This is a genomic window from Pseudomonas graminis, assembly GCF_001705435.1.
Classification (GTDB): Bacteria; Pseudomonadota; Gammaproteobacteria; order Pseudomonadales; family Pseudomonadaceae; genus Aquipseudomonas; species Aquipseudomonas graminis_B.
In genome coordinates this window covers 1-23,813 of sequence record NZ_MDEN01000052.1, presented here as the reverse complement: position 1 = coordinate 23,813, position 23,813 = coordinate 1, and the positions used below count along the sequence as shown (strand labels likewise).

Sequence of the window (23,813 nt, the reverse complement as noted above, 5' to 3'; positions counted from 1 at the left end):
TCAGCAGGACCGGTTTCAGCCGGGAAGTGCTCAATACCCCTTGGCGAAATCCACTTCGCCGCGCAATGCCTCGCCGGCGGTATAGGCCTTGAGGTTGTCCACGAACAGCTGAGTCATCGCCGGCGGCGAGGTCGGCGCCGAGCTGTGACCGGTGAGCAACAGGCCCCATGCCGTCCAGAACGGGTGACGCTGGGGCAATGGCTCCTGCCGGCAGACGTCAATGACCGCCCCCGCCAGATGCCCTTCTTTCAGCGCTTCGACCAGATCCGCATCCACCACCGCCGTGCCCCGCCCGACGTTGATGAACAACGCCGAGGGCTTGAAGCCGGCAAACAGTTTGGCGTTGTAGAGGTCCTGGGTCTGCGGCGTGTTGGGCAGCAGGTTGATGACGAAATCGACCTCGGCCACCAGACGCGGCAGGTCCTCCAGCGCGGCCACCTCAACGAACGGCGCTTCGGTCCGCGCACTCGACGCAACGCCATACAGCTCAACGCCGAACGGCACGAGGAACTGCGCCACGCAGCGGCCAATGTCGCCCGTCCCCACGATCAACGCCTTGCGTCCGGACAGGCTGCGGCCCATGCGGTTGTCCCACTTGCGCTCGACCTGACTGACCAACCGCGCCAGCACCTCACGCTCATGCACCAGCATGTAGGTCAGCACGAATTCAGCCATCACCTGACCGAAGATGCCGACGGCGCGGGTCAGTTGATAGTCGCGGTACAGCCCGTCTGCCAGCAGCGGCGTGATGCCGGCCCAGGTCGATTGCAGCCATTTCGGTTTGTGGCCCTGGCGCAGCAGATTCGCCAGCAGGTCAGGCTGACCGAGCCAGATCGGCGCCTCGGCGGCCATTTTCGACAGTTCAGCGGAGTGACCGCTGCTCAACACTTCGATTTCGGGGGCCGCCTGGCGGAGGAGTTCGGTGTATACGGGATAATCGTGTTCGGCGATCAGAACGCGCATGGCTTCAAAACTCGAATAAACGGGGCATGCGACCGCGCAGCGTTCCGGACCGCGCTCGATTGAGCCGGTCAGGTCTGACGCATGCAACGGTCCGGTGTACCCCTGCGGTGGATTGCAGGGTCAGAAATCGATCACATCGGATCGTTGCGGCGCAGCAGCTCTTCGGGCAGGTGCTCGATGTAATCGTCTTCGGCCGGTGGCATCTGCAGGTGGTAACCCTGCTTTTCCAGGTTGGCGAGCACCGCATGAATGTCTTCACGGGCCAGAGCGCGTTCTGGCGACAGGACCAGGTTGAAAGCGTGCTGCGGCTTGCCGAACGCAGTCAGCAATTCTTCAGGCACACGCTCCAGAGCGTCGCTCTTGAGGACATACAGGTACATTTCGTTCCTGCGCGGGCTGCGGTAGATGGAGCAAATATGTTTCAAGGCTGTTCTCCGGCATTGGCCAGGCTGTCGAGCAGCATCTGGCCCATCAATTCGCGGCGCCAGCCACGCAGCGATTCGGGCAATTTATAGGGACCGTCTGGGTAACCGGTCTTGAGCAGGGCTTCGAGAGTCTTTTTGCGCAGCATCAATTCCGGGGCCATGTCGAGGCGCTCGGCTTGCTGCTGGCCAATGACGCGCAAGCTCTTCAGCACGCTTGAAGCCTCGATCGGCAACGGCTCCGGCAACGCGGGCGGCCACAGATCCGGCGACACGCTGCCGGCTTTTTTGATCAGGTCGAGCAGAAACTCGCCGTCCTGACGCACGGTCTTGGGGTGCATATCATCGATTTTCGCCAGCGCGGAGAGGTTGTCCGGCTGGGATTTTGCCAGCGGCCACAGCGAGTGCTCGCGCAACACGCGGTTGCGTGGCTGATTGCGCAGGCGCGCCTGCTGCTCGCGCCAGGCACAGAGCTCACGCAGCACGGCGAGTTGCGCCCGGGACAGCTTCCACGCCAGCTTGGCGTCGCGGTAAGCGTCATACGGATCGGTTTCGCGGCGCAGATTGGCGACCAGCTCGGCACCGTCCTCCAGCACCCAGGCGTACTTTTCATCGGACAGACGCGGACGCAGCAGGTTGTACACCTCCGCCAGGTGCACGGCGTCTTCGGCGGCGTAGCTGATCTGGGTTTCCGAAAGTGGGCGCTGCAGCCAGTCAGAACGGGTCTCGCCTTTCGGCAGGTCGATGTTCAGCACGTCCTGGACCAGACGCGAATAACCCATCGAGAACCCGAGGTTCAGGTAGGCCGCAGCCAGTTGCGTGTCGAACAGCGGCGCCGGCAGACTGCCGGTCAGGCGCAACAGCACCTCGAGGTCCTCGCTGCAGGCGTGAACGACTTTGATGACGTCAGGGTTTTCCAGCAGCGCGGCCAGAGGTTTCCAGTCGCTTATCAGCAACGGGTCGATCAGGTAAGCGCGTGAACCGTCGCCGATCTGCAACAGCGCGGCGATGGGATAAAAGGTGTCGACCCGCATGAATTCGGTGTCGAGCGCGACGTAGGACAGTGTCTGCCACTGTGCGCAATGTTCGGCGAGGCTATGGTCGTCGCGAATCCAGTGAATATCGATGGCCACACGGCTCTCCCTCGAAGAATGGCGCGCAGTATATATCGCTACAAGCGGTTACCGGGCATCCGTCCTGCAAGTCTCGAACAACTTCATCTTTGAAGCGCGCAAATAGCCGCCGCGGCAACGACCGTCCATCCGATCACTGATCACTGGCCCGCCTTGCGCAGCACGTACACACGCCACATGGCGTAGCCGGGCAGAAAGTCGTGGTGATCGACGATTCTGAAACCCGCCCGCGCGAACTCGGATTCAATGTCGCTGCGGCACACCACGAATCGATTGCGGGGCGCAGACATGCCGGCGTCCAGTCGACCCTGCTGCCGTTTGCGACGCCAGGCTTTGACGTTACCGTCCACCCACAGCCCGACGATGGCCGTGTCGCGGGTTACCCGATGGAACTCGTCGAGAATCGCGCCGCGTTTTTCGCTGTCGGCCAGGTGATGGAACAATCGCATGCAGAAAATGCAGTCCACCGCGTTGCCGGACAGGCCGATGGAAAACGCCGAGCTCTGGAATGTGCGGATGCGCTTGCGCACTTCGTTGGATGACTGCGCCTCGGCGAGCGCCAGCCTGTCGGTAGACGGATCGGCCGCGAGGATCACCCGATTGGCATGTTCGGCCAGCACCGGCCAGAAACGCCCCGAACCCGACGGCACGTCCAGCACCAGTCCAGGCTCGCCCGCATCACGCAACGCCCTCCGTGCCAACTGCGCATCGCGCCACAGACTCAGACGTCGACTGAGGGTGTGTTCGTGCCCGCCCACGTACGCGTCGACGTGTATTTTTTTGCCGAGGGGCTCACTCATTGGCCAGTACCCCGTCCGTATAAATCCCCCGACAACCCGCGAACATGTCCAGCGCCGGGTTATAGACCTTTGTCTGCACTTGCAGCAGACCCAGCATCGAATGGAACAGGTTGTCCTGACTGAGAGGGGCATTGCGCTCTTTTTGCAGGCAATGGGTATCCACTGCGAATGACTGCTGATAGTTCTCGGAGAACCAGGCAATCATCGGGACATGTTTCTGTTGATCGGGCGCCAGCACATAAGGCGTGCCATGCAGGAACAGGTTGTATTCACCCAGTGACTCACCGTGGTCGGACAAATACACCATGGCCGTGTCCACTTTGCCCTGATTGCTGCGAAGAATATCAATCAGCGACGCCAGTACATGGTCGGTGTAGAGCAATGTATTGTCATAACCGTTGACGATACTTTCCCGGGAACAGTTATTCAGCGCATTGCTTTCGCACACCGGGGTGAACTTCTCGAATTCTTTTGGATAACGCTTGAAGTACTCAGGGCCATGACTGCCCATCTGATGCAGTACCAGCACGGTGTCCTTGTCCAGTGTGTCGATGAACTTCTGCAGGCCCTGCAACAGGATCTCATCGCGACACTCGTTGTTGGCGCACAGCACCGGGTCCTTGAGATTGCTGACATCCTGCAACGTCACCCGGTCGCAGGTGCCCTTGCAGCCCGACTGGTTGTCCCGCCAGATCACATCCAGCCCGGCGCGTTTCAGCACATCGAGCATGCCTTCTTCATTGCGCGCGGTGGTTGCGTTGTAATCCTTGCGGCCCATGTTGGAAAACATGCACGGCACCGACACCGCCGTCTCCGTGCCGCAGGAATGCACATCCGTAAAGGTGAGCAGGCCGCGCTCCTTGCTCAGCTGGGGCGTGGTATCGCGGTTGTAACCCAGGATGCCGAAGTTCTCCGCCCGCGCGCTTTCACCCACCACCAGCACGGTCAGCGACTTGCGCTTGTGCTGCTGCCAGTCGCTGGCAAGTTTGGCGTCCTGACCGATGCTCACGAACGGCCGCTGCGCCGACTTGACCTGCTCGCTCAAGTAACCCACGGACGCTGCCAGGTAGTTGCTTGGCACCACCATCAGGCGCAACTCGTGGTGATTGCGAAACAGCGATGACAGCCCCTGGTAATTCATCAACGCAACACCGCCAATGGCGACCGCGCACACCACGGACACCAGCGCCTTGCTGAGCAACTCACGGGGCCAGCGGCGATAGGCAATCGGTGTTTTGAAAAGAATGAACGACGGCACCACACCCAGAAAAAACAAATAAGCGAGCAACTTCAACGAGAGCAAATCGCGTACTTCCGTGACATTGGTTTCAGCGAAGTTTCTAAACATCCCCGAATCAATCATCACGCCGTATTGGCTCATGAAGTAAGCCACGCCGGCGCTGACGAAAAAGATAACGATCAACACCGGTTTTAATACGCGCTTGAACGCTAACAGCGTGAAGAAAATATTAAACGCACAAAACACCATCAGCGCAAAAGCACAACGCAACAACAGGCCCTTACCATCAGAGTCAGTAATTGCAAATAAATGCTGCCAGAGGGTCAGGTTAAACCCGATCAATAAAAAGGCACTGGCAAGCACTGTCACAAACTCGGGACGAACTGCTTTGACGTTCAGCATAAAAGTCTGCTTGGGTGGAAATGAGAATATAAACGCGGAGGAAACCCCGCCGATGCCGCGAACTCTAGGCATCTGGCCATCAATTTTTTGTGAAAAGGATGAGAACGAATGGTGGGGTGGGTTTGTTGCTTATTCGATAGGATCCTGCGGTGCAAGCCGCAGGAAATCAGCCAAGTATTCAGTAGCCGATCAAGCTTTATGCCGAACAGGTCTGCGCCGCTGCATCCTCAACCATCATCTGCGCCGCCTTCTCGGCGATCATCACGGTCGGCGAGCAGGTGTTGCCGGAGGTGATGTTAGGCATGATCGACGCGTCCACCACGCGCAAGCCAGTGATGCCGTGCACGCGCAGGCGTTCGTCGACCACAGCGTCGCGGCCCTGCCCCATCTTGCAGGTGCCGACCGGGTGAAAGATCGTCGTGCCGATGACGCTGGCGGCCTCACGCAGTTCTTCCTCGGTTTGCAGGCCCGCGCCGGGCAGGTACTCCACCGGCTCGAAGCGAGCAAGCGCAGGCGCGGCGGCGATGCGACGGGTCAGGCGAATGGCGTCGGCCGCCACTTTGAGGTCGGTCTCGTGACTCAAATAATTCGGCCGAATGACCGGCGCGGCATCGGCCAGCGCCGAACGGACCTCCACCGTCCCACGGCTCTGCGGGCGCAAGTCGCACACTGACGCCGTGAATGCAGGGAAGCCGTGAAGCGGTTCGCCGAAGCGCTCAAGGGACAAGGGCTGCACGTGGTATTCGAGATTGGCGCTCGCTTGCTCCGGCCCCGAGCGCGCAAAAGCACCCAACTGACTCGGCGCCATTGCCAACGGCCCACTGCGATTGAAGGCGTAGCGCAGGCCCATGTTCATCTTGCCCCACAGACTGCCGGCCATCTGGTTCAACGTCTGGCCATTGGTGACCTTGTAGATCAGGCGTAACTGCAGGTGATCCTGCAGATTCGCGCCAACCCCGGGGAGCTCATGCCGAACGCCAATGCCGAGCTTTTCCAGCAATGGCCGCGGCCCGATGCCGGAGCGTTGCAGGACCATGGGCGATCCAATGGCGCCGCAGCAAAGGATGATTTCCCGTCGCGCGCGAAGCGTCTGTTCCTGCCCGGTGACGCGAGCAATCACCCCGCTGGCTCGACTGTTTTCGAACACCAGCCGCGACACTTCTGCACCTGTGATCACCGTCAGATTTGGCCGCTTCAATGCCGGCCGGAGAAATGCCTTGGACGCGTTCCAGCGCACACCGCGCCGCTGATTCACCTGAAAATAGCTGCACCCCTCATTGTCGCCGCCATTGAAATCGGGGATCGACGGGATGCCGGTTTGCGCCGCCGCTTCACGGAACGCATCCAGCAACGTCCATGAAAGACGCTGCTGCTCGACACGCCACTCACCTTTCGCGCTGTGAAGGTCCGAGTCGCCGGCGTAATGGTTTTCCGAGCGTTTGAAGATTGGCAGGACGTCACTCCAGCCCCAGCCCGTGTTGCCCTGCTCCGCCCACCCGTCGTAGTCCCGGGCCTGCCCGCGCATGTAGATCATGCCGTTGATGGACGAGCAGCCGCCCAGTACTTTGCCGCGTGGATAGTTGAGCGCGCGTCCGCCGAGGCCGGGCTCCGCTTCGGTTTTGAAACACCAGTCGGTGCGCGGATTGCCGATGCAGTAGAGGTAACCCACCGGCACATGAATCCAGGCGTAATTGTCCTGGCCGCCGGCTTCAAGCAGCAGGACCCGATGAGCAGGATTCTGCGACAGCCGATTGGCCAGCAGGCAGCCCGCCGGGCCTGCGCCGACGATGATGTAGTCATGAAGACCGACGTCCGTTTGCATGCGTCCCTCGCTGATATTTTTTGTTTTTATGCAGGCCCCATCCTGAAGTTTTTCGCCACGAAACAAAAGACCGCCGCATGTTTCCATGGGGCGGTCCGGGGTGAAGCGTTTGCCGTCAGTGGCTGTGCGATTACACCGCGCTGCGACGGTAGCTGCGGTAGTTCGGCATCCAGAAGTGACGCTCGATGGCTTCGACGAGCATTTCTTCGGTGGTCTCCAGCGCCATGCCTTCAGCTTGAGCCTGCTTGGCCACGGCCAAGGCAATCTTCTTGCTCACCTGTTGAATCTCCTTCAGCGGCGGCAGGACAGCATCACCTTTGCCCGTCACCATCGGCGAGCATTCCGCCAGCGCATTGGAAGCGGCCATCAGCATTTTGTCGGTGATGCGCGTGGCTTTCGACGCCACAACACCCAGGCCGATGCCCGGGAAGATGTAGGAGTTGTTGCACTGCGCGATGTGGAACGTGCGATCACCTACGGTGACCGGGGCAAACGGACTGCCGGTCGCGACCAGCGCATCGCCGTTGGTCCAGGTCAGCACTTCCTGCGGGGTGACTTCGACCTTCGAGGTGGGGTTGGACAGCGGCATCACCAGCGGCTTGGCACAGTGCTTGTGCATCTCGCGGATGACTTGCTCGGTGAACAGGCCGCGTTGGCCGGACACGCCGATCAACACAGTCGGCTTGCCATTGGCGACCACGTCCAGCAACTCGGGCGAACCCTCACCGCTCGACCAGCCCGCTACGTCGGCAGACTTCTGCGCGAGGTTCTTCTGGAAGTCCAGCAAGTTGTCCATGCCGTCGGTCAGCAACCCGAAGCGGTCGACCATCATCACGCGCTTGCGCGCTTCGGCTTCGCTCAGACCTTCGATCACCATGGCCGCAATGATGTGCTCGGCAATCCCGCAACCCGCCGAACCCGCGCCCAGGAACACCACCCGCTGCTGGCCCAGTGTTTCGTGCTTGGCCTTGCACGCCGCCAGCAACGTACCCACGGCAACCGACGCGGTGCCCTGAATGTCGTCGTTGAAGCAGCACAACTCATCGCGGTACTTCTCCAGCAACGGCATGGCGTTGGTCTGGGCGAAGTCTTCGAACTGCAGCAGCACGTCCGGCCAGCGGCGCTGAACGGCCTCGATGAACAGGGCGATGAAGTCGTCGTATTCCTTGCCAGTCACGCGCTCGTGGCGCCAGCCCATGTACATCGGGTCGTCCAGCAGCTCTTTGTTGTTGGTGCCCACGTCGAGCACGATCGGCAAGGTGTAGGCCGGGCTGATGCCGCCGCACGCGGTGTACAGCGAAAGCTTGCCGATTGGGATGCCCATGCCGCCAATGCCCTGATCGCCCAAGCCGAGGATGCGCTCGCTGTCCGTCACCACGATGATTTTGATGCGATCTTTCGTTGCGCTGCGCAGGATGTCGTCGATGCGGTCGCGCTCGGGGTAGGAAATGAACAGCCCGCGGTGGGTGCGGTAGATCTTCGAGAATTCCTGACACGCCTGACCCACGGTCGGGGTGTAGATGATCGGCAGCATCTCGTCGAGGTGCGAATCCAGCAGGCGGAAGAACAGGGTTTCGTTGTTGTCCTGAATCGAGCGCAAGTAAATGTGTTTATCCAGGTCGCTCGCGCATTGCTGGTACTGGTTGTAAACGCGGGTGACCTGCTCTTCGATGGTTTCGACGTTCTGGGGCAGCAGGCCGACCAGGTTGAAATCGATGCGCTCTTGGGGTGTGAACGCACTGCCCTTGTTGAGCAGCGGCATTTCCAGCAACGAAGGGCCGGCATAGGAAATATATAAAGGTCGCGAGGTCTTGGTCATTTGCAGTGATCGCCTTTTCTCTGTTTGCTCTATCAATACGTCGTCGAAACGATGCCCCGGAGGTCGATGTATACGACGCTCAACGCAGGATCCGTCCGAAGAAATAGGGGGGTAAAAACAGGGTGCCTATCTTACTCGCCTGAAAACGATTGCGACATTTTGTCGCCCTACGATTGCGAAATGATGGAGCCAAGTCGTCCAAACGGTCAGAAACTGGCCGTGCATCGGGAACCAGCAGGCCGTGGCGGGTCACAGTAAAAACGACGTTATGGCAAATCGACCGTTTCGAGCAAAGCTCTTTCGACCACGGTCACCCTCGACCGAGACACGAAATGCCTTACACATTGAACTGGCGATGAGCCATTGCAGTCACATTGATATCAAAACGGAGATATTAATGTCAGGCCAGCGCATCTTTCGCATCCACTACCGCTTTCTGGGCGAGCACCGAGTATTTCTCCAACCCGACTCAGTGCTGGACGAATCAGACGCCTGGTATTACGCCTGTCTGCACGCAGGCATAGGCGTGCTGCACAACCTGTCCAAGACCCGGGAGGAGCTGACAGCGTTGATGGCCCATGGTCGCCGCTACGGTTTGACGGACGTGCGCTGGGGGGAGTGGGTGTGATTGATTGCCATCCAAGCCGATCTACCCACTTGTTTGATGCCGTGGTCAGGCCTGTCCAACGCGCTGAATCACATAACTCGCCTCAAAGCCATGCACACACCCAATCACGTTGAATCCCTTGAAATAGCCCGTCGCGCGAAGCAGGTCCACAGCCGGGCCGACTTCAGGTGAATGCTGGAAGTCGCCGTAGTCGTCGAACACAATAAAGCCACCCGGTACGACGCTGGGCGAATACAGCAGGAAATCCAACAGGACATTGCGCCCGGCATGGCCGCCATCGATGTGTAACAGCGCCACCTTCGGCGACAGGTTGTAGAAGCGCTCGGCACATAACTCTGAATAGCCCCTCAGCACCAGAGCGTTCGAGAACAGCTTCTCCTGGTAGTAACTGAACTCTTCAAACTGATTGGGCAGCTCAAAGGGGTCAATCCCGATGATGCGGCGCTCGCGGTTGCAGACCTCATTCATCAGCACCAGCGACTTGCCCTTCCAGACGCCTATCTCCACCACATCACCGGGGATGCCTTCGACCAGAAGCGCCAGATACCCCAGCAGCCGCACATGATCATGAAACGACAACTCCTTGCGCGGCATCGCCCGCTCCGCCGGCAACGTGCTCTGCGCCTGCTCGAAATGCTCGCCGATGAATGTCCAGATCTGCGCGATCGAATCGTTGAGTTCCGGGTTGCTGATGAAGTCGTTGAGCTGTTGGATGGTAGTCATGGCTTCTCTGACTGGCTGGAAGGGCTGAGGGATTGGGGATTGGGGATGGAGCGATCTCGTACCGTGAAGGGGCGTGAGATCGAGAGTAGGCGGGGGTTGGGAAAAGTAAAGTGCGCAGGGTACAGCTCGGATTTTGGAGGGAGTTTTTTAAATCGCGGAAACGAAAAAGCCCCAGAAGCATAACTTCTGGGGCTTTTCAAATAATGGCGGAGAGATAGGGATTTGAACCCTAGGTACTGTCGCCAGTACAACGGATTTCGAATCCGTCCCGTTCGGCCACTCCGGCATCTCTCCAACGGCGCGCATCATAACAGTTCGTCCGAAGAACGCGAACCCTTTTTACGGATTTTTTCGCGTTCTTTCAGATGCTTGCAGCGTTTTCCGCGTGAAGCGTTGGATCAGAGCGGTACGCCGAGACGCTGGGCGACTTCTTCGTAGGCTTCGATGACATCGCCGAGGCCCTGACGGAAGCGGTCCTTGTCCATTTTCTTGCGAGTTTCTTTGTCCCACAGGCGGCAGCCGTCCGGGCTGAACTCGTCGCCCAGGACGATCGAGCCGTCGCTGAACACGCCGAACTCAAGCTTGAAGTCGACCAGCAGCAGGCCGGCGTCGTCGAACAGCTTGGACAGGACTTCGTTGACCTTCAGGGACAGCTCTTTCATGCGAACCAGTTGCTCGGCGGTGCCCCAACCGAACGCGACGACGTGGGAGTCGTTGATGAATGGGTCGCCCTTGGCGTCGTCCTTCAGGAACAGCTCGAAGGTGTAAGGGTTGAGCTTCACGCCCTCCTCCACGCCCAGGCGCTTGACCAGGCTGCCGGCGGCGTAGTTACGCACGACGCATTCGACCGGGATCATGTCGAGCTTCTTGACCAGCACTTCGTTGTCGGCCAGCAGTTTATCGAACTGGGTCGGAATGCCAGCGGCTTCCAGCTTCTGCATGATGAAGGCGTTGAACTTGTTGTTCACCATGCCTTTACGATCGAGCTGTTCGATGCGCTTGCCGTCAAACGCCGAGGTGTCGTTGCGGAACACAAGGATCAAGCGGTCAGCGTCATCGGTCTTGTAAACCGACTTGGCTTTGCCGCGGTAGAGTTCTTCACGTTTTTCCATGATGGGCTCCGCTTGCTGAATCTGGCTGAATAATGGGGGGCGAGTCGCCCGTTTGGGACGCTAGGCGATTTCGCGCCAGTCGAGCCCTGAATCCTGATCGGCCAATTGTAGCCAGTCCTCGTCGCACCCAAGGGTGTCGACGAAACATTGCCGGGCCAGATGCGGCAGGTTGTTCTTGCTGCTCAGATGGGCCAGCACCAGGTGCTGAAGATCCTGCCATCCCAACTCGTTCACCAGACTGGCAGCCTGATGATTGTTCAAATGACCGTGATCACCACCTACCCGCTGCTTGAGAAAGTACGGGTACTGACCCCGGGCGAGCAGATCGCGGCAGTGATTGGACTCCACCATGAGCGCGTCGAGGCCGCGGTAGCTGTCGAGCACCATCGGGCAATAAGAGCCAAGGTCGGTCAACAGGCCGAAGCGACGGCGCCCGTCATTGAACACGAACTGCGTGGGCTCCAGCGCATCGTGAGCCACCGACACCACGTCAATGTCCAGACCACCAATGCGCAGCCCCTGCCCGCCCACCAGCCGAAGACCGGCTTCGACCGGCTTGCGCATGCCGCGCAGCGTACCGTCGCTGAGGTACACCGGCACATCGTAGCGCCGAGACAGCAAACCCACGCCATGCACATGATCGGCATGTTCGTGGGTCACTAGAATGGCGCTGAGCTGTTTACCGCTGACGCCCAGCCTGTCGAGCCGCCGTTCGGTTTCCCGCAAGGAGAAACCGCAATCGACCAGCACATACGTGTCGTTGCTCGCAACCAGCGTGGCATTGCCACGGCTGCCGCTGCCGAGAACCGCGAAGCGCACTTAACCCAGGTTGTCCTGAATGACGCTCAACACACGACGAGCGACTTCCGTCGGCGCCACGGTGTTGATGTTCTTCTCGACCGTTACCTGAACGTTCTCGCCGACCTTGCTCAGGCGAACCTGATAACGCTCGGCGCGGGCTTCTTTCTCTTCCTTGGACTCTTCGCTGCCGAACACACGGCTGAGGAAGCCAGGCTTGTTTTCAGGCTTGTCGGCTTTTTCCGCCAAGTTGATGTAGTACAGGCCCAGGCTGCGGTTGATGTCTTCAACGCGCCAGTCGCCCTGGTTAAGCGCACGGCCGACGCTCGACCACGCCCGATCCAGGTCTGCGCCCAGGTTCAGCACCGGGTTGCCGCTGCCGTCTTCACTGAGAGAGACGCGGCTTGGGGTGTCGAAATCACGCGCCGCCAGCAGGGACACCGAACCGCCCTTCTCGGCCGTACGGGTCAGACTTGCCAGCATGTCGTCGGTCAGCACGGAGTCGAGGCCGACGTTAGTGCTGCGCGACGGGAATGCAGGATCATCGCGGCTGCCGGCCGGACGTTGCACACTGACCACATAGATTTCACTGGTGTTGCGCTGCACGCCCGGCTCGATACGAACGCGCACGCGGGTCTCGGTGTTGGCAGCATCGCCACTCGAACCCATGCGCTTGGCAACCGATGCCGACAATTCGTCCATGCGCTGCCAGGTGGTGTTGGATTCACCGGTTTGCGGACGATCTTCGGCGATGCGGAAACCGTTGTCTTCGAAATACTGATGCGCCACTGGCCAGACTTCGGCCGGTGCGCGCTGGGCAAGAATCCAGCGGTTGTCGCCGCTCTTCTGCAGCGTGTAGTCGCCGGAGTCCTGAGCGGTGGTCAGCGGTTGCGGACGCGGCACGGTGAATTCACCCTTCTGGGTGTCGTCGGCAACGTTGCGCGGAATCGGCAGCAAGGGGTCCAGTCGTTTGACTTCCTGAACGCCTTCGGGCATTTGCATCGGCGGCTTCTGGGTCGCTTCCAGGTAATCGCTGCTGCGATCGCGGAAATAACCGTCCTGGCCAAAAAGCCAGCTGCAACCGCTGGTGCTGGAGATAATCAAGGCTAGTGCGGAAAGTCCGGCCAGTCGCTTCATTGCGTAATGCTTCCTCATTAGACCAATACACCGGACTGGCGCAGGGCCTGACGCAGCGGCTCGTGGCAGGACTCGCTGAGCCAGGTGAGTGGCAGACGAATACCGTCTGGCATCAAACCCATCTCATGCAGGGCCCATTTCACGGGAATAGGGTTCGATTCGATGAACAGAGTCTTGTTCAGCGGCATCAGTTTTTCGTGGATGGCGCGGGCGGCGTCGGCGTCACCGTCCATCGCGGCCTTGCACAGGTCGGCCATGGCGCGCGGTGCGACGTTGGCGGTGACCGAAATATTGCCTTTGCCACCGAGCAACATCAGCTCGACAGCAGTCGCGTCGTCGCCGGAATACACCAGAAAGTCGCTGCTCACGCCGGCAAGAATATCCTTGGCGCGCTGCAGGTCTCCGGTGGCTTCCTTGATGGCGATGATGTTTTTGACTTTCGACAGGCGGATGACGGTCTCAGCAGACATGTCGCAGGCAGTACGACCCGGCACGTTATACAGAATCTGCGGGATGTCGACGGTTTCGGCGATGTGCTTGAAGTGCTGGTACAAGCCTTCCTGGGTCGGCTTGTTGTAGTACGGGGTGACCAGCAGGCAGGCATCGGCACCGGCGTTCTTGGCGTTGGTGGTCAGTTCGACCGCCTCGCGGGTGGAGTTGGCGCCGGTGCCGGCGATGACCGGAATGCGGCCAGCGACCTGCTGAACCACGCGGCGGATGACTTCGATGTGCTCGTTGACGTCGAGCGTCGCGGATTCACCGGTGGTGCCGACGGCAACAATGGCGTTGGTGCCCTCTTGCAGGTGAAAGTCCACCAGTTTGCTCAGGCTGTCCCAATCGAGACGACCTTGTGCATCCATGGGTGTGACCAGTGCCACCATACTGCCCGCAATCATGCAAACCGCTCCTGCCGGAAAAAGAGAGCGGTAATGGTACTGGCGCCATGATCCTTGCACAAGGCGAGCATTCCCCTCGGCGCCGGTTTTCGCTACCCTTCGGTCTTTGATCGGTACGGGTCATCTGCCCGGCTCGTTCGACTGCTCGATTTTGACGTCACTTACCCCGCCCTGCGTCGTTATCGCGCGCCATGACAGGCTCATGGCAGCGATTGCCGGCTGTGGGTCGGGGCGACGTCACGATGCCTTCGTCCGTCGAGCCCGCCGGCAAAGGCCTGCTGCGTACCGACCGCTCATCGTTTAGGAATGCTGCATGTCATCCATCCCCACAGTTCGCGAACAATTCCTTGTCATCAGTGCCCTTGGCGCCAACCCAATGGAGCTGACCAACGTCCTGTGCCGCGCCAGTAACGAAAGCCGTTGCTCGGTCGTCAGCTCACGCCTCACTCGCCACGGTGAGTGCAGCGCGCTGATCCTGCAGATCTCCGGCAGCTGGGACGCCCTGGCGCGTCTGGAAACCGGTCTGCCCAACCTGGCGAAGAAACACGCCTTCACCGTCAACGTGGTGCGCAGCGCTTCGCTGGAAAACCGTCCGGAAGCCCTGCCCTACGTGGCCTACGTCAGTTCAGCGTACCGTCCGGACATCATCAACGAGCTGTGCCAGTTCTTCATCGACCACAACGTCGAGCTGGAAAACCTGATCTGCGACACCTATCAGGCACCGCAGACCGGCGGCACCATGCTCAACGCTACGTTCACCGTGACATTGCCGGCCGGCACCCAGATCAGCTGGCTGCGTGACCAGTTCCTGGACTTCGCCGACGCCCTCAACCTCGATGCGCTGATCGAACCATGGCGCCCTCAAGCACCGATGTAAGGAGCCCCGAATGGCTGTAGAACTCGACCAACCCGTTGCCGACTTTCAGGTGCAGGCCACGAGCGAACAGGCGGTCAGCCTGTCGGCGCTCAAGGGTCAGCAGGTCGTCCTTTATTTCTACCCGAAGGACAGCACCCCTGGCTGCACCACCCAGGGCCAGGGCTTTCGCGATCATCACGCCGACTTCAAGGCCGCCAACACGGTGGTGTTCGGTGTGTCGCGGGACAGCCTGAAATCCCACGAGAACTTCAAGGCCAAGCAGGAATTCCCGTTCGAGCTGATTTCGGACAAGGACGAATCGCTGTGCCAGCTGTTCGATGTCATCAAGCTGAAAAAGCTGTATGGCAAGGAATACCTGGGCGTCGACCGCAGCACCTTCCTGATCGACAAGGAAGGTGTGCTACGCAAGGAATGGCGCGGCGTGAAGGTGCCGGGGCATGTGGCGGCGGTGCTTGAAGCGGCTCAGGCGCTTAACCAGGCTTGATCGCCATGATGTAGGAGTGAGCTTGCTCGCGATCGGGTTCGTTTAGTCATCGTAGGTTGACCATGACGACGCCGATCGCGAGCAAGCCCACTCCTACAAAAGCACGGCAACATTTACAGCAACGGCGCCACCGTCGGTTCGTTTCGTGGCCACGCATCCAGCACGGCCTTGAACAGGGTCGCCAGCGGGATCGCAAAGAAAATCCCCCAGAACCCCCACAGCCCGCCGAACAACAGCACGGCGCAGATGATTGCCACCGGGTGCAGGCTCACGGTCTGGGAGAACAGCAGTGGCACGAGCACGTTGCCGTCCAGGGTCTGGATGATGCCGTAGACCGCCATCAGATAGATGAACTGATCGCTCCAGCCCCACTGGAACAGCGCGATGAACGCCACGGGCACCGTCACCACCACCGCGCCCACATAGGGCACCACCACCGAAATCCCCACCAGCATCGCCAGCAACGCCGAGTAATTCAGGCCCATGGTCACGAAGGCGATGTAGGTCACCCCGCCGCAGATGAAAATCTCGATAACCTTGCCGCGAATGTAGTTGGCGATCTGCCGATTCATTTCCTCGGCCACATGGGTAATCAGCGTACGTTCGCGTGGCAGATAGCCCCTCGCCCAGCGGCTGATCATCCGACGATCTTTAAGGAAGAAGAACACCAGGATCGGCACCAGCACCAGGTAGATCATCATGTTGACCAGCAGCGGCAAGCTGGACAGGGAAAACGTCAACGCCCATTGCCCGAACTTTCCGACCTCGCCGCGAGCCACTTCTATCGCCTGCAAGACCTGCTCGTCCGACACCAGGTGCGGATAACGCTCCGGCAGCAGCAACAGCAGCGACTGCCATTTGGCGAGCATGCCGGGCAATTCGTTGAACAAGGTAATGAGCTGGCGCCACAGCAAAGGCACGAGCACCAGCAGAAACAGCGCCAGCGCCCCCATGAATAAAGCGAAGACCAGCCCGACGGCGCCGCCTTCGGGCACCCGCAAACGCTCGAGCAGGTTGACCAGCCCCTGCATCAGAAAGGCGAGCACCAACCCGGCGAGCACCGGCGCGAGCATGCCGCCGAGTGTGAGGACAACGGTAAATCCCAGAACCAACAACACCGCCAGCACTACCGCTTCCTCGTCGGAAAAGTAGCGCTGTATCCAGTCGCGAAGCACTTTGAACATCAAGAATCCTAAGGGGGTTGCGAGGGGTCAGAAACGCTCAGGCCTTGCGTAGCCAATACCGATAAATGCCGTCAGCGTTTTCTTCGTGGAGCAGCGCGTGCCCGGCCAATTTTGCGAAAGTACGGAAGTCACGCTGCGAGCCGGCGTCGGTGGCCGTCACTTTGAGCACCGCGCCGCTGGCCAGACGGTTGAGTTCCATCTTGGCTTTGAGCAAGGGTAGCGGGCAATTGAGGCCGCTGGCGTCCAGCTCTGCATCGCAGGCTGCGGGGTGTCCTACAGCGTCAGACATCGTTTCTCTCCGGATAGACACATCCGCCATCGCATAAAAGCCAACGGGCGGAAGAACATTCTTACAAGTTTTCCAGAATACCCCACTCTGGTCAGCAAGCCATTGAGCCAGCTACAGTGACGCCTTTCTGCCCCAGAGTTTCGTGCATGAATTTTTTGCGCCCCACGCTGCTGACCCTCGCCTGCCTGCTGGCAGCGCCGAGTTTCGCAGAAGACGACCTGCCCTCCCTCGGCGACGCGAGTTCATCCATCGTTTCTCCGCAGCAGGAACACGACCTGGGGCGTGCCTGGCTCGGGCTGCTGCGCTCTGAAGTGGCGCAGCTGTCCGACCCGCTGCTCAAGGACTTCGTCGAATCGTCGGTTTACCGGCTCGCTGAAACCAGCCAGGTGCAGGACCGCCGTCTCGAGTTCATCCTGATCAACACCCCGGAGATCAACGCCTTTGCAGCGCCCGGCGGGATCATCGGGGTCAACGGCGGGTTGTTCCTCCACGCTGAAACCGAAGGCGAATACGCTGCGGTCCTCGCCCACGAACTGGCTCACTTGTCGCAGCGGCACTTTGCCAGGGGCGTACAGGCGCAACAGCGCATGCAAGTGCCGGTAATGGCGGCGATGCTTGCCGGCATCGTCATGGCCGCTGCGGGCGCGGGCGATGCGGGGATTGCCGCGATCGCCGGCACCCAGGCTGCCGCGATTCAGGAGCAGGCGCGATTCTCCCGACAGAACGAAGCAGAAGCCGACCGCATCGGCATCCTCAATCTGGAAAAGGCCGGCTACGACCCGCGCAACATGCCCACCATGTTCGAGCGTCTGGCGCGCCAGTATCGCTATGACGCCAAGCCGCCGGAATTCCTGATGAGCCACCCGGTGACCGAATCCCGTATCGCGGACACCCGCAACCGCGCCGAACAAGCCAAGCCCGGCGGCAAGGAAGACAGCCCGGCGTATCAATTGATGCGGGCACGCACCGTGCTGATTTACGAAGAAACCCCCGGCATGGCCGCCAAGCGCTTCCGTGCACAACTGGCCGAGAACCCGAAAAACGACGCGGCTCGCTACGGTCTGGCGCTTGCCCAGACCAAGGCGGGTCAGCTCAACGAAGGCCGTGAGACGCTGAAGCCTTTGCTCGACAAGGCGCCGGACAATATTCCCTACAACCTCGCCGCCGTGAACCTGGACATCTCCAACAATCGCCTGCCTGACGCTCAACAGCGGGTGGACCGAATGCTGAATCTGTATCCCGACAACTACCCGCTCAATCAGGCGAAAGTCGACGTCTTGCTCAAGCAGTCCAAGGCGCCCGAGGCGTTGAAGTCTCTGGAGATTCTGTTGAAGAGCCGTCCGGACGATCCGGACATCTGGAATCAGGTGGCTGACACCCGCGGTCTGTCGGGCAACACCATCGGCCTGCATCAGGCCCGTGCGGAATATTTTGCGCTGATGGGCGATTTCAAGCAGGCGATTCAACAGCTCGAATTTGCCAAGCGACGGGCGAACAACAACTTCCAGCTGGCCTCACGCATCGACGCGCGGCAGCAGGAAATCATCGCCCAGGAACGGGCGGTGAAGGACATGATGAATTGAGGCGAGCTACGAGCGGCAAGCTGCAAGCTGAAATGCGGCGAGTTCGCTTTTCGCTTGAAGCTTGAAGCTTGCGGCTAACCGCTGCTACTCAAGCATTACCCGAGTTTTTCATCCGCGCCGCCTGGGTAAAGTCCAGCATGCGCTGCAACGGCCGGACGGCGTGAGGGATGACCGCTGGGTCAACGAAGATTTCGTTGCTGCCTTCGCGCAGGCATTGAAGCGTGCGTGCCAGGGTGTTCATCGCCATCCACGGGCAGTGCGCGCAACTGCGGCAGGCGGCGCCGTTGCCCGCAGTGGGCGCCTCAATGAAGACCTTGTCCGGGCAGAGCTGCTGCATCTTGTAGAAAATGCCGCGGTCGGTGGCGACGATGAAGGTTTTGTTCGGCAGCGTTTGCGCCGCTTTGATCAACTGGCTGGTAGAGCCCACAGCATCGGCCAGGTCGATGACTGACTCGGGCGACTCCGGATGCACCAGAATGGCCGCGTCCGGGTACAAGGCCTTCATGTCCTCCAACTGCCGGGATTTGAACTCCTCGTGCACGATGCAGGCGCCGTCCCACAACAGCATGTCCGCCCCGGTTTCGCGCTGGATGTAACGGCCCAGGTGCTTGTCGGGCGCCCAGATGATTTTCTCGCCGTTGTCCATCAGGCTTTCGACGATCTCCAGCGCGCAACTGGACGTCACCACCCAGTCGGCACGGGCTTTTACGGCGGCCGACGTATTGGCGTAAACCACCACAGTGCGCTCGGGATGCTGATCGCAGAACCCAGCAAACTCATCGACCGGGCAACCGAGGTCCAGTGAGCAGGTCGCTTCGAGGGTCGGCATCAAGATGCGTTTTTCAGGGGTCAGAATTTTTGCGGTTTCGCCCATGAAACGCACCCCGGCCACCAGCACGGTTTTCGCCGGATGGTTTTTGCCGAATCGCGCCATCTCCAGAGAATCCGAGACGCAACCGCCGGTTTCTTCCGCCAGTGCCTGAATCACCGGATCGCAGTAGTAATGAGCGACCAGCACGGCGTCCTGGGCCTTGAGCTCGGCGGCGATCAAGCGGCGGTATTCCGCTTCCTCGTCAGGGCTCAGGGTTTTGGGCTGTTTGGCGTCCAGGTGCGCTTGGACCAGAAGGCGTTCGGAGATGTGTGTCATGTCGATGAACCTGAATGCGCGTACGGAGCAAAAGTCCGCAGGGTAGAAAACGCCCGGGAAGTTAGCACGGGTTCTGTTGAGCGATCACTTACCGGCAGTCCCCGCCCTCAATGTTAGCGCCATCGCCATCGCCTCAAGCGAGGGCATCGTAAAAACACGTCCGCAATGGTTGGAACGAGTCAGTCAAAAAAGCACCGAAACCCTCAAGCCCGCCATTCAATGGCAGAATCTGCGTCACTGGACAGTTTTGGAGACCCTCATGCTGCGCGTATTTGAACGACGCCTCGACCCCTTCCCACCCGACGAAGCGCCGCCGCCACCTGTGGGTCTGGTACGTTTTCTGTGGGCCTGCACCCGGGGTGCGCGTGGCTACATCCTCGCCCTGGCAGTGCTCAGCGCCTGTGTATCGATTTACGAAGCCTGGCTTTTCTCGTTTCTCGGCCAAGTGGTCGATCTGCTGTCGACCTGGAAGGACGGCGGCGCCACCGCAGGCGAAGAAAGCCGAGCGCTGTGGGGCATCGGCATTGTGCTGGTGATCAGCGTCGGGCTGGTGGCCATGCGCACGATGGTTCAGCATCAGGTGCTGGCGATCAACCTGCCGTTGCGGCTGCGCTGGGACTTTCACCGGCTGATGCTGCGGCAGAGCCTGTCGTTCTTTTCCGATGAATTCTCCGGCCGGGTCACCACCAAGGTCATGCAGACCGCGCTGGCGGTGCGGGACGTGCTGTTCACCCTGATTGAAATCGCGCCCGGCATCGGCGTTTATTTCATTGCGATCATCGCGCTGGCAGGCGGTTTCGCCTTGAAGCTGATGCTGCCGTTCCTTGCCTGGATCGTGCTGTTCGGCCTGGCGATGCTGTACTTCGTGCCGCGCCTGGGCAAAGTCGGTCAGGAGCAGGCCAACGCGCGGTCGTCGATGACCGGGCGAATTTCCGACGCCTACACCAACATCACCACCGTGAAGCTGTTCTCCCACTCCAAACGTGAAGCGCAGTTTGCCCGCGCGGCGATGGAGGACTTCAAGCACACGGGCTTTCGCCAGATGCGTCTGGTGAGCCAGTTCGAAATCGTCAATCAGGCGCTGGTCGTCGCGTTGATTCTGGGCGCAGGCGGTTACGCCCTGTGGCTGTGGCATCAGGGTGACGTCGGCACTGGCGCGGTGGCGGCGATTACCGCGATGGCGCTGCGCATCAACGGCATGTCCCACTGGATCATGTGGCAGATGACCTCGCTGTTCGAGAACATCGGCACGGTGCAGGACGGCATGGCGACCCTGACTCAGGGCCCTAAAGTACAGGACGCGCCGAATGCAAACTCGCTGAAAACCACCGGCGGCGCGGTGACCTTCGAGAACGTCAGCTTCAACTACAACGGCGAGCGCCAGGTGCTGGAGGGTTTGAATCTGGCCATCCGCCCGGGCGAGAAGATAGGCCTGGTCGGCCGTTCAGGCGCCGGTAAATCCACGCTGATCAATCTGCTGCTGCGCTTCTATGACGTGGACAGCGGCGAGATTCGCATCGATGGTCAGAACATCAAGCAGGTCACGCAAGACAGCCTGCGCAGCGCCATCGGCATGGTGACTCAGGACACCTCGCTGCTGCATCGGTCCATCCGCGACAACATTGCGTACGGTCGGCCTGACGCCACCGATGAGGAAATCCACACCGCTGCGGTCAATGCCCAGGCGGATGGGTTCATCAGTCAGCTCAGCGACAAGCATGGCCACAGCGGCTATGACACGCTGGTCGGTGAGCGTGGCATCAAGCTCTCGGGCGGCCAGCGCCAGCGGGTTGCCATTGCTCGCGTGATGCTGAAGAACGCGCCGATTTTGCTGCTGGACGAAGCCACCAGCGCGCTGGATTCGGAAGTCGAAGTGGCGATTCAGGAAAGCCTCGATGAGATGATGAAAGGCAAAACCGTGATCGCCATCGCCCACCGGCTGTCGACGATTGCAGCCATGGACCGGCTGATCGTGATGGACGACGGGCGCATCATCGAACAAGGCACCCACGCTGAACTGCTCACCAAGAACGGTACTTACGCGCGTCTGTGGCATCACCAGAGCGGTGGGTTTCTGGGTGAGGATCAGGGCGTGCCTGAAGCGGTGGATCAGGTATAGCGGGCAGACTCGCGGTATAAACGCGCTGAACGACGGCTTGGGGCGCAGCCGTCGTTCGACGCGGGCCGCGCCGACCCACGACAGCATCGTCCATCAGAATCCTCTAGTAGACCGACTTACTAGGATGTATTCTCCGACGCTATGAATACTCCCCAAACACGTGGTTCATCTGATGTTCGTCAAGGCATCCTCGACGTCGGCCAGCGCATCATGGCCGCCAAGGGGTATTCCGGCGTTGGCCTGAACGAAATTCTGGCCGCTGCGGGCGTGCCGAAAGGCTCCTTCTATCATTATTTCGGCTCCAAGGATGCCTTCGGGGAGGCGTTGCTTGAGCACTACTTCGACGACTACCTCGCTGACATTGATCGCATCCTCGGCGAGCCCGGCCTGCCCATGGGCGAGCGCTTGATGAACTACTGGCGCGTCTGGCAGGACACGCAGTCGTTTCAGGAATGCCAGGGCAAATGCCTCGCCGTGAAGCTCGGCGTTGAGGTGGCCGATCTGTCGGAAACCATGCGCGCCGTTCTCAAGCGAGGCACTGCCGGAATCACCGACAGGCTCGGCAGCGCGATCGAGGCTGGCGTTGCCGACGGCTCGCTGCCCGCCTGCGAGAATCCTTTCGCCGTTGCGCAAAGCCTGTATCAACTGTGGGTCGGGGCCAGCGTGATGGTCAAGATTGAAAGAAGCCTTGCCCCTTTTGAAACAGCCATGGCGACCACGCGTGTGATTCTGCGCCTGGCCTGATTGGCGCACGGCAACCGTGCGCCGCACCATCTGCAACCCCTCATCCCAGGTTCACGCCGCCATGACGCCTGCCGGCCTCGTGCGGCCCAGCCCATGCACCTCATTTGCGCGGACCTCTCCATCGCTCAATCAACGCGCAAATAATTTTTTGAATTAACTCTAGACGACTGGTCTACTCAGGACTATGGTGTACCTACTTTAGCCCGTCACAAGGAATACACCCTATGAAAGTTCTCATGGTTCTGACTTCCCACGACACCCTCGGCAACACCGGCCGTCCTACCGGCTTCTGGCTGGAAGAGCTGGCCGCGCCCTACTACGCATTCAGCGACATCAACGCTGAAATCGTTCTGGCTTCGCCACAAGGTGGCCAACCTCCGCTGGACCCGAAGAGCAACGAGCCCGACTTCCAGACCGACCTGACCCGTCGTTTCGAGAAAGACGAAACCGCCAAAGCCCTGCTCGCCAACACCGTTCGCCTGGACAGCGTGTCCCAGGCAGATTTCGACGCTGTGTTCTACCCAGGCGGCCATGGCCCTCTGTGGGATCTGGCCGAAGACAAAAATTCCGTTCAGCTCATCGAGTCGTTCATCGCAGCCGGCAAGCCCGTCGCTGTCGTCTGTCACGCCCCTGGCGTGCTGCGCCACGTGAAGAGCGCCGACGGCACGCCACTGGTGAAAGGCAAGAAGGTCACCGGCTTTGCCAACAGCGAAGAAGAAGCGGTCGGCCTGACCAATGTGGTGCCTTTCCTGGTGGAAGACGAGCTGAAATCACTCGGCGGCGTCTACTCCAAAGGTCCGGACTGGGGCTCGTACGTCCTCACCGATGGTCTGTTGATCACCGGTCAGAACCCTGCTTCCTCCGGTCCTGCGGCAGACGTGCTGATCGAAGCACTGCAGAACAAATCGGCCTGATCACCGCCCGCCGCGAGGGGTGTTCGCACCCCTCCCCGCTTTTCACCTTCGCAACGAGATAACTGCCATGAACTGGTAATGAACGGATTCAACCCGACCCCAGGCCCGACTTTATGTCGGGCTTTGTCGTTTCTGGGCGAAGGCGAATAACCAAACAAACACGGCTTTAACAGGTCTACCACGGTGGTGGCGGGCATTGATGAACACTCATGATGCCCATTGCAACTGGATCTGTCGTTTACGGCGATCGCAGTACCAACCCCTCTATCGCGAGAGAAAAAATGGCTCAGGGAACGAAAGCGGCATTGCAGAGTGAAGCGGTTGTCATGACTGCTCATGGCACCTATGACAGCTACGTGGGCACGGCGGATGACGACACCATCACGGGCACCACGAAGCGGGACTTCATCTCTGGCGGCGATGGCGATGACATCCTCATCGGTTGGGGAGGGGGTCCCGACCCGTTCAGCAACGCGCAGGATCGCTACAACGGCGGCGCGGGCGTCGATACGATCACCAGCCACTCCGCTTATGTCTACGGGAACACGTTCGTCTACACCTCGGTGACGGACAGTTA

The 23,813-nt window shown here is 60.1% G+C and carries 23 protein-coding genes and 1 tRNA gene; 8 read left to right on the top strand and 16 right to left on the bottom strand.

The features are described from left to right. Positions 1-30: 30 nt before the first annotated feature. From BBI10_RS03440 to BBI10_RS03410, 7 genes are all read right to left on the bottom strand, one after another. Positions 31-963 carry a D-2-hydroxyacid dehydrogenase gene (locus tag BBI10_RS03440; RefSeq protein ID WP_065986775.1) on the bottom strand — a complete coding sequence of 311 codons (933 nt, stop codon included), beginning with the start codon at positions 961-963 and terminating at the stop codon, positions 31-33. 131 nt (positions 964-1,094) lie between these two features. Further along, positions 1,095-1,388, bottom strand: coding sequence for a YcgL domain-containing protein (locus tag BBI10_RS03435; protein ID WP_065986773.1), 294 nt, complete (start codon positions 1,386-1,388; stop codon positions 1,095-1,097). After that, positions 1,385-2,518 (bottom strand): ribonuclease D, encoded by a 1,134-nt coding sequence (gene rnd, locus BBI10_RS03430; protein ID WP_065986771.1) that lies wholly within the window; start codon positions 2,516-2,518, stop codon positions 1,385-1,387. The genes BBI10_RS03435 and rnd overlap by 4 nt, the downstream gene beginning before the upstream one ends. 140 nt (positions 2,519-2,658) lie before the next feature. After that, positions 2,659-3,318: a class I SAM-dependent methyltransferase gene (locus BBI10_RS03425; RefSeq protein ID WP_065986769.1), complete on the bottom strand. Its 660-nt coding sequence runs from the start codon at positions 3,316-3,318 to the stop codon at positions 2,659-2,661. After that, entirely contained in the window at positions 3,311-4,960 is a 1,650-nt protein-coding gene (locus BBI10_RS03420; RefSeq protein ID WP_065986767.1) for a phosphoethanolamine transferase, read from the bottom strand. Before BBI10_RS03420 ends, BBI10_RS03425 begins: the two co-directional genes overlap by 8 nt. Positions 4,961-5,156: 196 nt before the next feature. Beyond that, positions 5,157-6,782 carry a GMC family oxidoreductase gene (locus BBI10_RS03415; protein ID WP_065986765.1) on the bottom strand — a complete coding sequence of 542 codons (1,626 nt, stop codon included), beginning with the start codon at positions 6,780-6,782 and terminating at the stop codon, positions 5,157-5,159. Positions 6,783-6,912: 130 nt separating this feature from the next. Further along, positions 6,913-8,601, bottom strand: a complete 1,689-nt coding sequence (locus tag BBI10_RS03410) for an NAD-dependent malic enzyme (RefSeq protein WP_065986764.1) — start codon at positions 8,599-8,601, stop codon at positions 6,913-6,915. 397 nt (positions 8,602-8,998) lie between these two features. Between BBI10_RS03410 and BBI10_RS03405 the strand changes: the two genes are divergently transcribed. Continuing rightward, positions 8,999-9,229 (top strand): DUF6555 family protein, encoded by a 231-nt coding sequence (locus BBI10_RS03405; protein WP_065986976.1) that lies wholly within the window; start codon positions 8,999-9,001, stop codon positions 9,227-9,229. Between the two features lie 45 nt (positions 9,230-9,274). Here the strand turns inward: BBI10_RS03405 and BBI10_RS03400 are convergent, their stop codons facing one another. The 6 genes from BBI10_RS03400 to dapA all read right to left on the bottom strand — a co-directional run bounded on the left by BBI10_RS03400 (position 9,275) and on the right by dapA (position 13,895). Then, complete coding sequence (locus BBI10_RS03400; RefSeq protein ID WP_065986762.1) at positions 9,275-9,952, bottom strand: class I SAM-dependent methyltransferase; 678 nt, start codon at positions 9,950-9,952, stop codon at positions 9,275-9,277. 204 nt (positions 9,953-10,156) lie between these two features. After that, positions 10,157-10,246: transfer RNA gene (locus tag BBI10_RS03395), tRNA-Ser, on the bottom strand. A gap of 104 nt (positions 10,247-10,350) precedes the next feature. Beyond that, positions 10,351-11,064 carry a phosphoribosylaminoimidazolesuccinocarboxamide synthase gene (gene purC / locus BBI10_RS03390; protein WP_065986760.1) on the bottom strand — a complete coding sequence of 238 codons (714 nt, stop codon included), beginning with the start codon at positions 11,062-11,064 and terminating at the stop codon, positions 10,351-10,353. A gap of 60 nt (positions 11,065-11,124) precedes the next feature. After that, entirely contained in the window at positions 11,125-11,883 is a 759-nt protein-coding gene (locus BBI10_RS03385) for an MBL fold metallo-hydrolase (RefSeq protein ID WP_065986758.1), read from the bottom strand. Then, a complete protein-coding gene (bamC, locus tag BBI10_RS03380) occupies positions 11,884-12,999 on the bottom strand; it encodes an outer membrane protein assembly factor BamC (RefSeq protein ID WP_065986756.1) in 1,116 nt (371 codons plus the stop codon). It lies immediately after the preceding gene. Between the two features lie 17 nt (positions 13,000-13,016). Continuing rightward, positions 13,017-13,895, bottom strand: a complete 879-nt coding sequence (gene dapA / locus BBI10_RS03375) for a 4-hydroxy-tetrahydrodipicolinate synthase (RefSeq protein WP_065986755.1) — start codon at positions 13,893-13,895, stop codon at positions 13,017-13,019. Positions 13,896-14,208: 313 nt separating this feature from the next. On the opposite strand from dapA, the gene BBI10_RS03370 reads away from it, so the two are divergent. Then, positions 14,209-14,772, top strand: a complete 564-nt coding sequence (locus BBI10_RS03370; RefSeq protein ID WP_037014004.1) for a glycine cleavage system protein R — start codon at positions 14,209-14,211, stop codon at positions 14,770-14,772. 10 nt (positions 14,773-14,782) lie between these two features. Continuing rightward, complete coding sequence (locus BBI10_RS03365; protein WP_065986754.1) at positions 14,783-15,256, top strand: peroxiredoxin; 474 nt, start codon at positions 14,783-14,785, stop codon at positions 15,254-15,256. Positions 15,257-15,369: 113 nt separating this feature from the next. Here BBI10_RS03365 and BBI10_RS03360 read toward each other — a convergent pair whose 3' ends face one another. Both BBI10_RS03360 and BBI10_RS03355 read right to left on the bottom strand, forming a co-directional pair. Further along, positions 15,370-16,440 (bottom strand): AI-2E family transporter, encoded by a 1,071-nt coding sequence (locus BBI10_RS03360; protein WP_065986753.1) that lies wholly within the window; start codon positions 16,438-16,440, stop codon positions 15,370-15,372. A 37-nt stretch (positions 16,441-16,477) separates the two neighbouring features. Beyond that, a complete protein-coding gene (locus tag BBI10_RS03355; protein ID WP_065986752.1) occupies positions 16,478-16,729 on the bottom strand; it encodes a sulfurtransferase TusA family protein in 252 nt (83 codons plus the stop codon). Positions 16,730-16,875: 146 nt separating this feature from the next. On the opposite strand from BBI10_RS03355, the gene BBI10_RS03350 reads away from it, so the two are divergent. Next, on the top strand, positions 16,876-18,312 hold the full coding sequence (locus tag BBI10_RS03350) for a M48 family metalloprotease (RefSeq protein ID WP_065986750.1): 1,437 nt from the start codon (positions 16,876-16,878) through the stop codon (positions 18,310-18,312). Positions 18,313-18,400: 88 nt separating this feature from the next. Here the strand turns inward: BBI10_RS03350 and nadA are convergent, their stop codons facing one another. Then, positions 18,401-19,459 (bottom strand): quinolinate synthase NadA, encoded by a 1,059-nt coding sequence (gene nadA, locus BBI10_RS03345; protein ID WP_065986748.1) that lies wholly within the window; start codon positions 19,457-19,459, stop codon positions 18,401-18,403. Positions 19,460-19,718: 259 nt separating this feature from the next. On the opposite strand from nadA, the gene BBI10_RS03340 reads away from it, so the two are divergent. The 4 genes from BBI10_RS03340 to BBI10_RS03325 form a co-directional block, all read left to right on the top strand. Continuing rightward, positions 19,719-21,578 (top strand): ABC transporter ATP-binding protein, encoded by a 1,860-nt coding sequence (locus BBI10_RS03340; protein ID WP_065986746.1) that lies wholly within the window; start codon positions 19,719-19,721, stop codon positions 21,576-21,578. 141 nt (positions 21,579-21,719) lie between these two features. Then, complete coding sequence (locus BBI10_RS03335) at positions 21,720-22,322, top strand: TetR/AcrR family transcriptional regulator (protein ID WP_065986744.1); 603 nt, start codon at positions 21,720-21,722, stop codon at positions 22,320-22,322. 224 nt (positions 22,323-22,546) lie between these two features. Next, entirely contained in the window at positions 22,547-23,236 is a 690-nt protein-coding gene (locus tag BBI10_RS03330; protein WP_065986742.1) for a type 1 glutamine amidotransferase domain-containing protein, read from the top strand. Positions 23,237-23,445: 209 nt separating this feature from the next. Beyond that, the coding region (locus tag BBI10_RS03325) for a hypothetical protein (RefSeq protein WP_244160302.1) at positions 23,446-23,813 on the top strand (368 nt) is incomplete at its 3' end.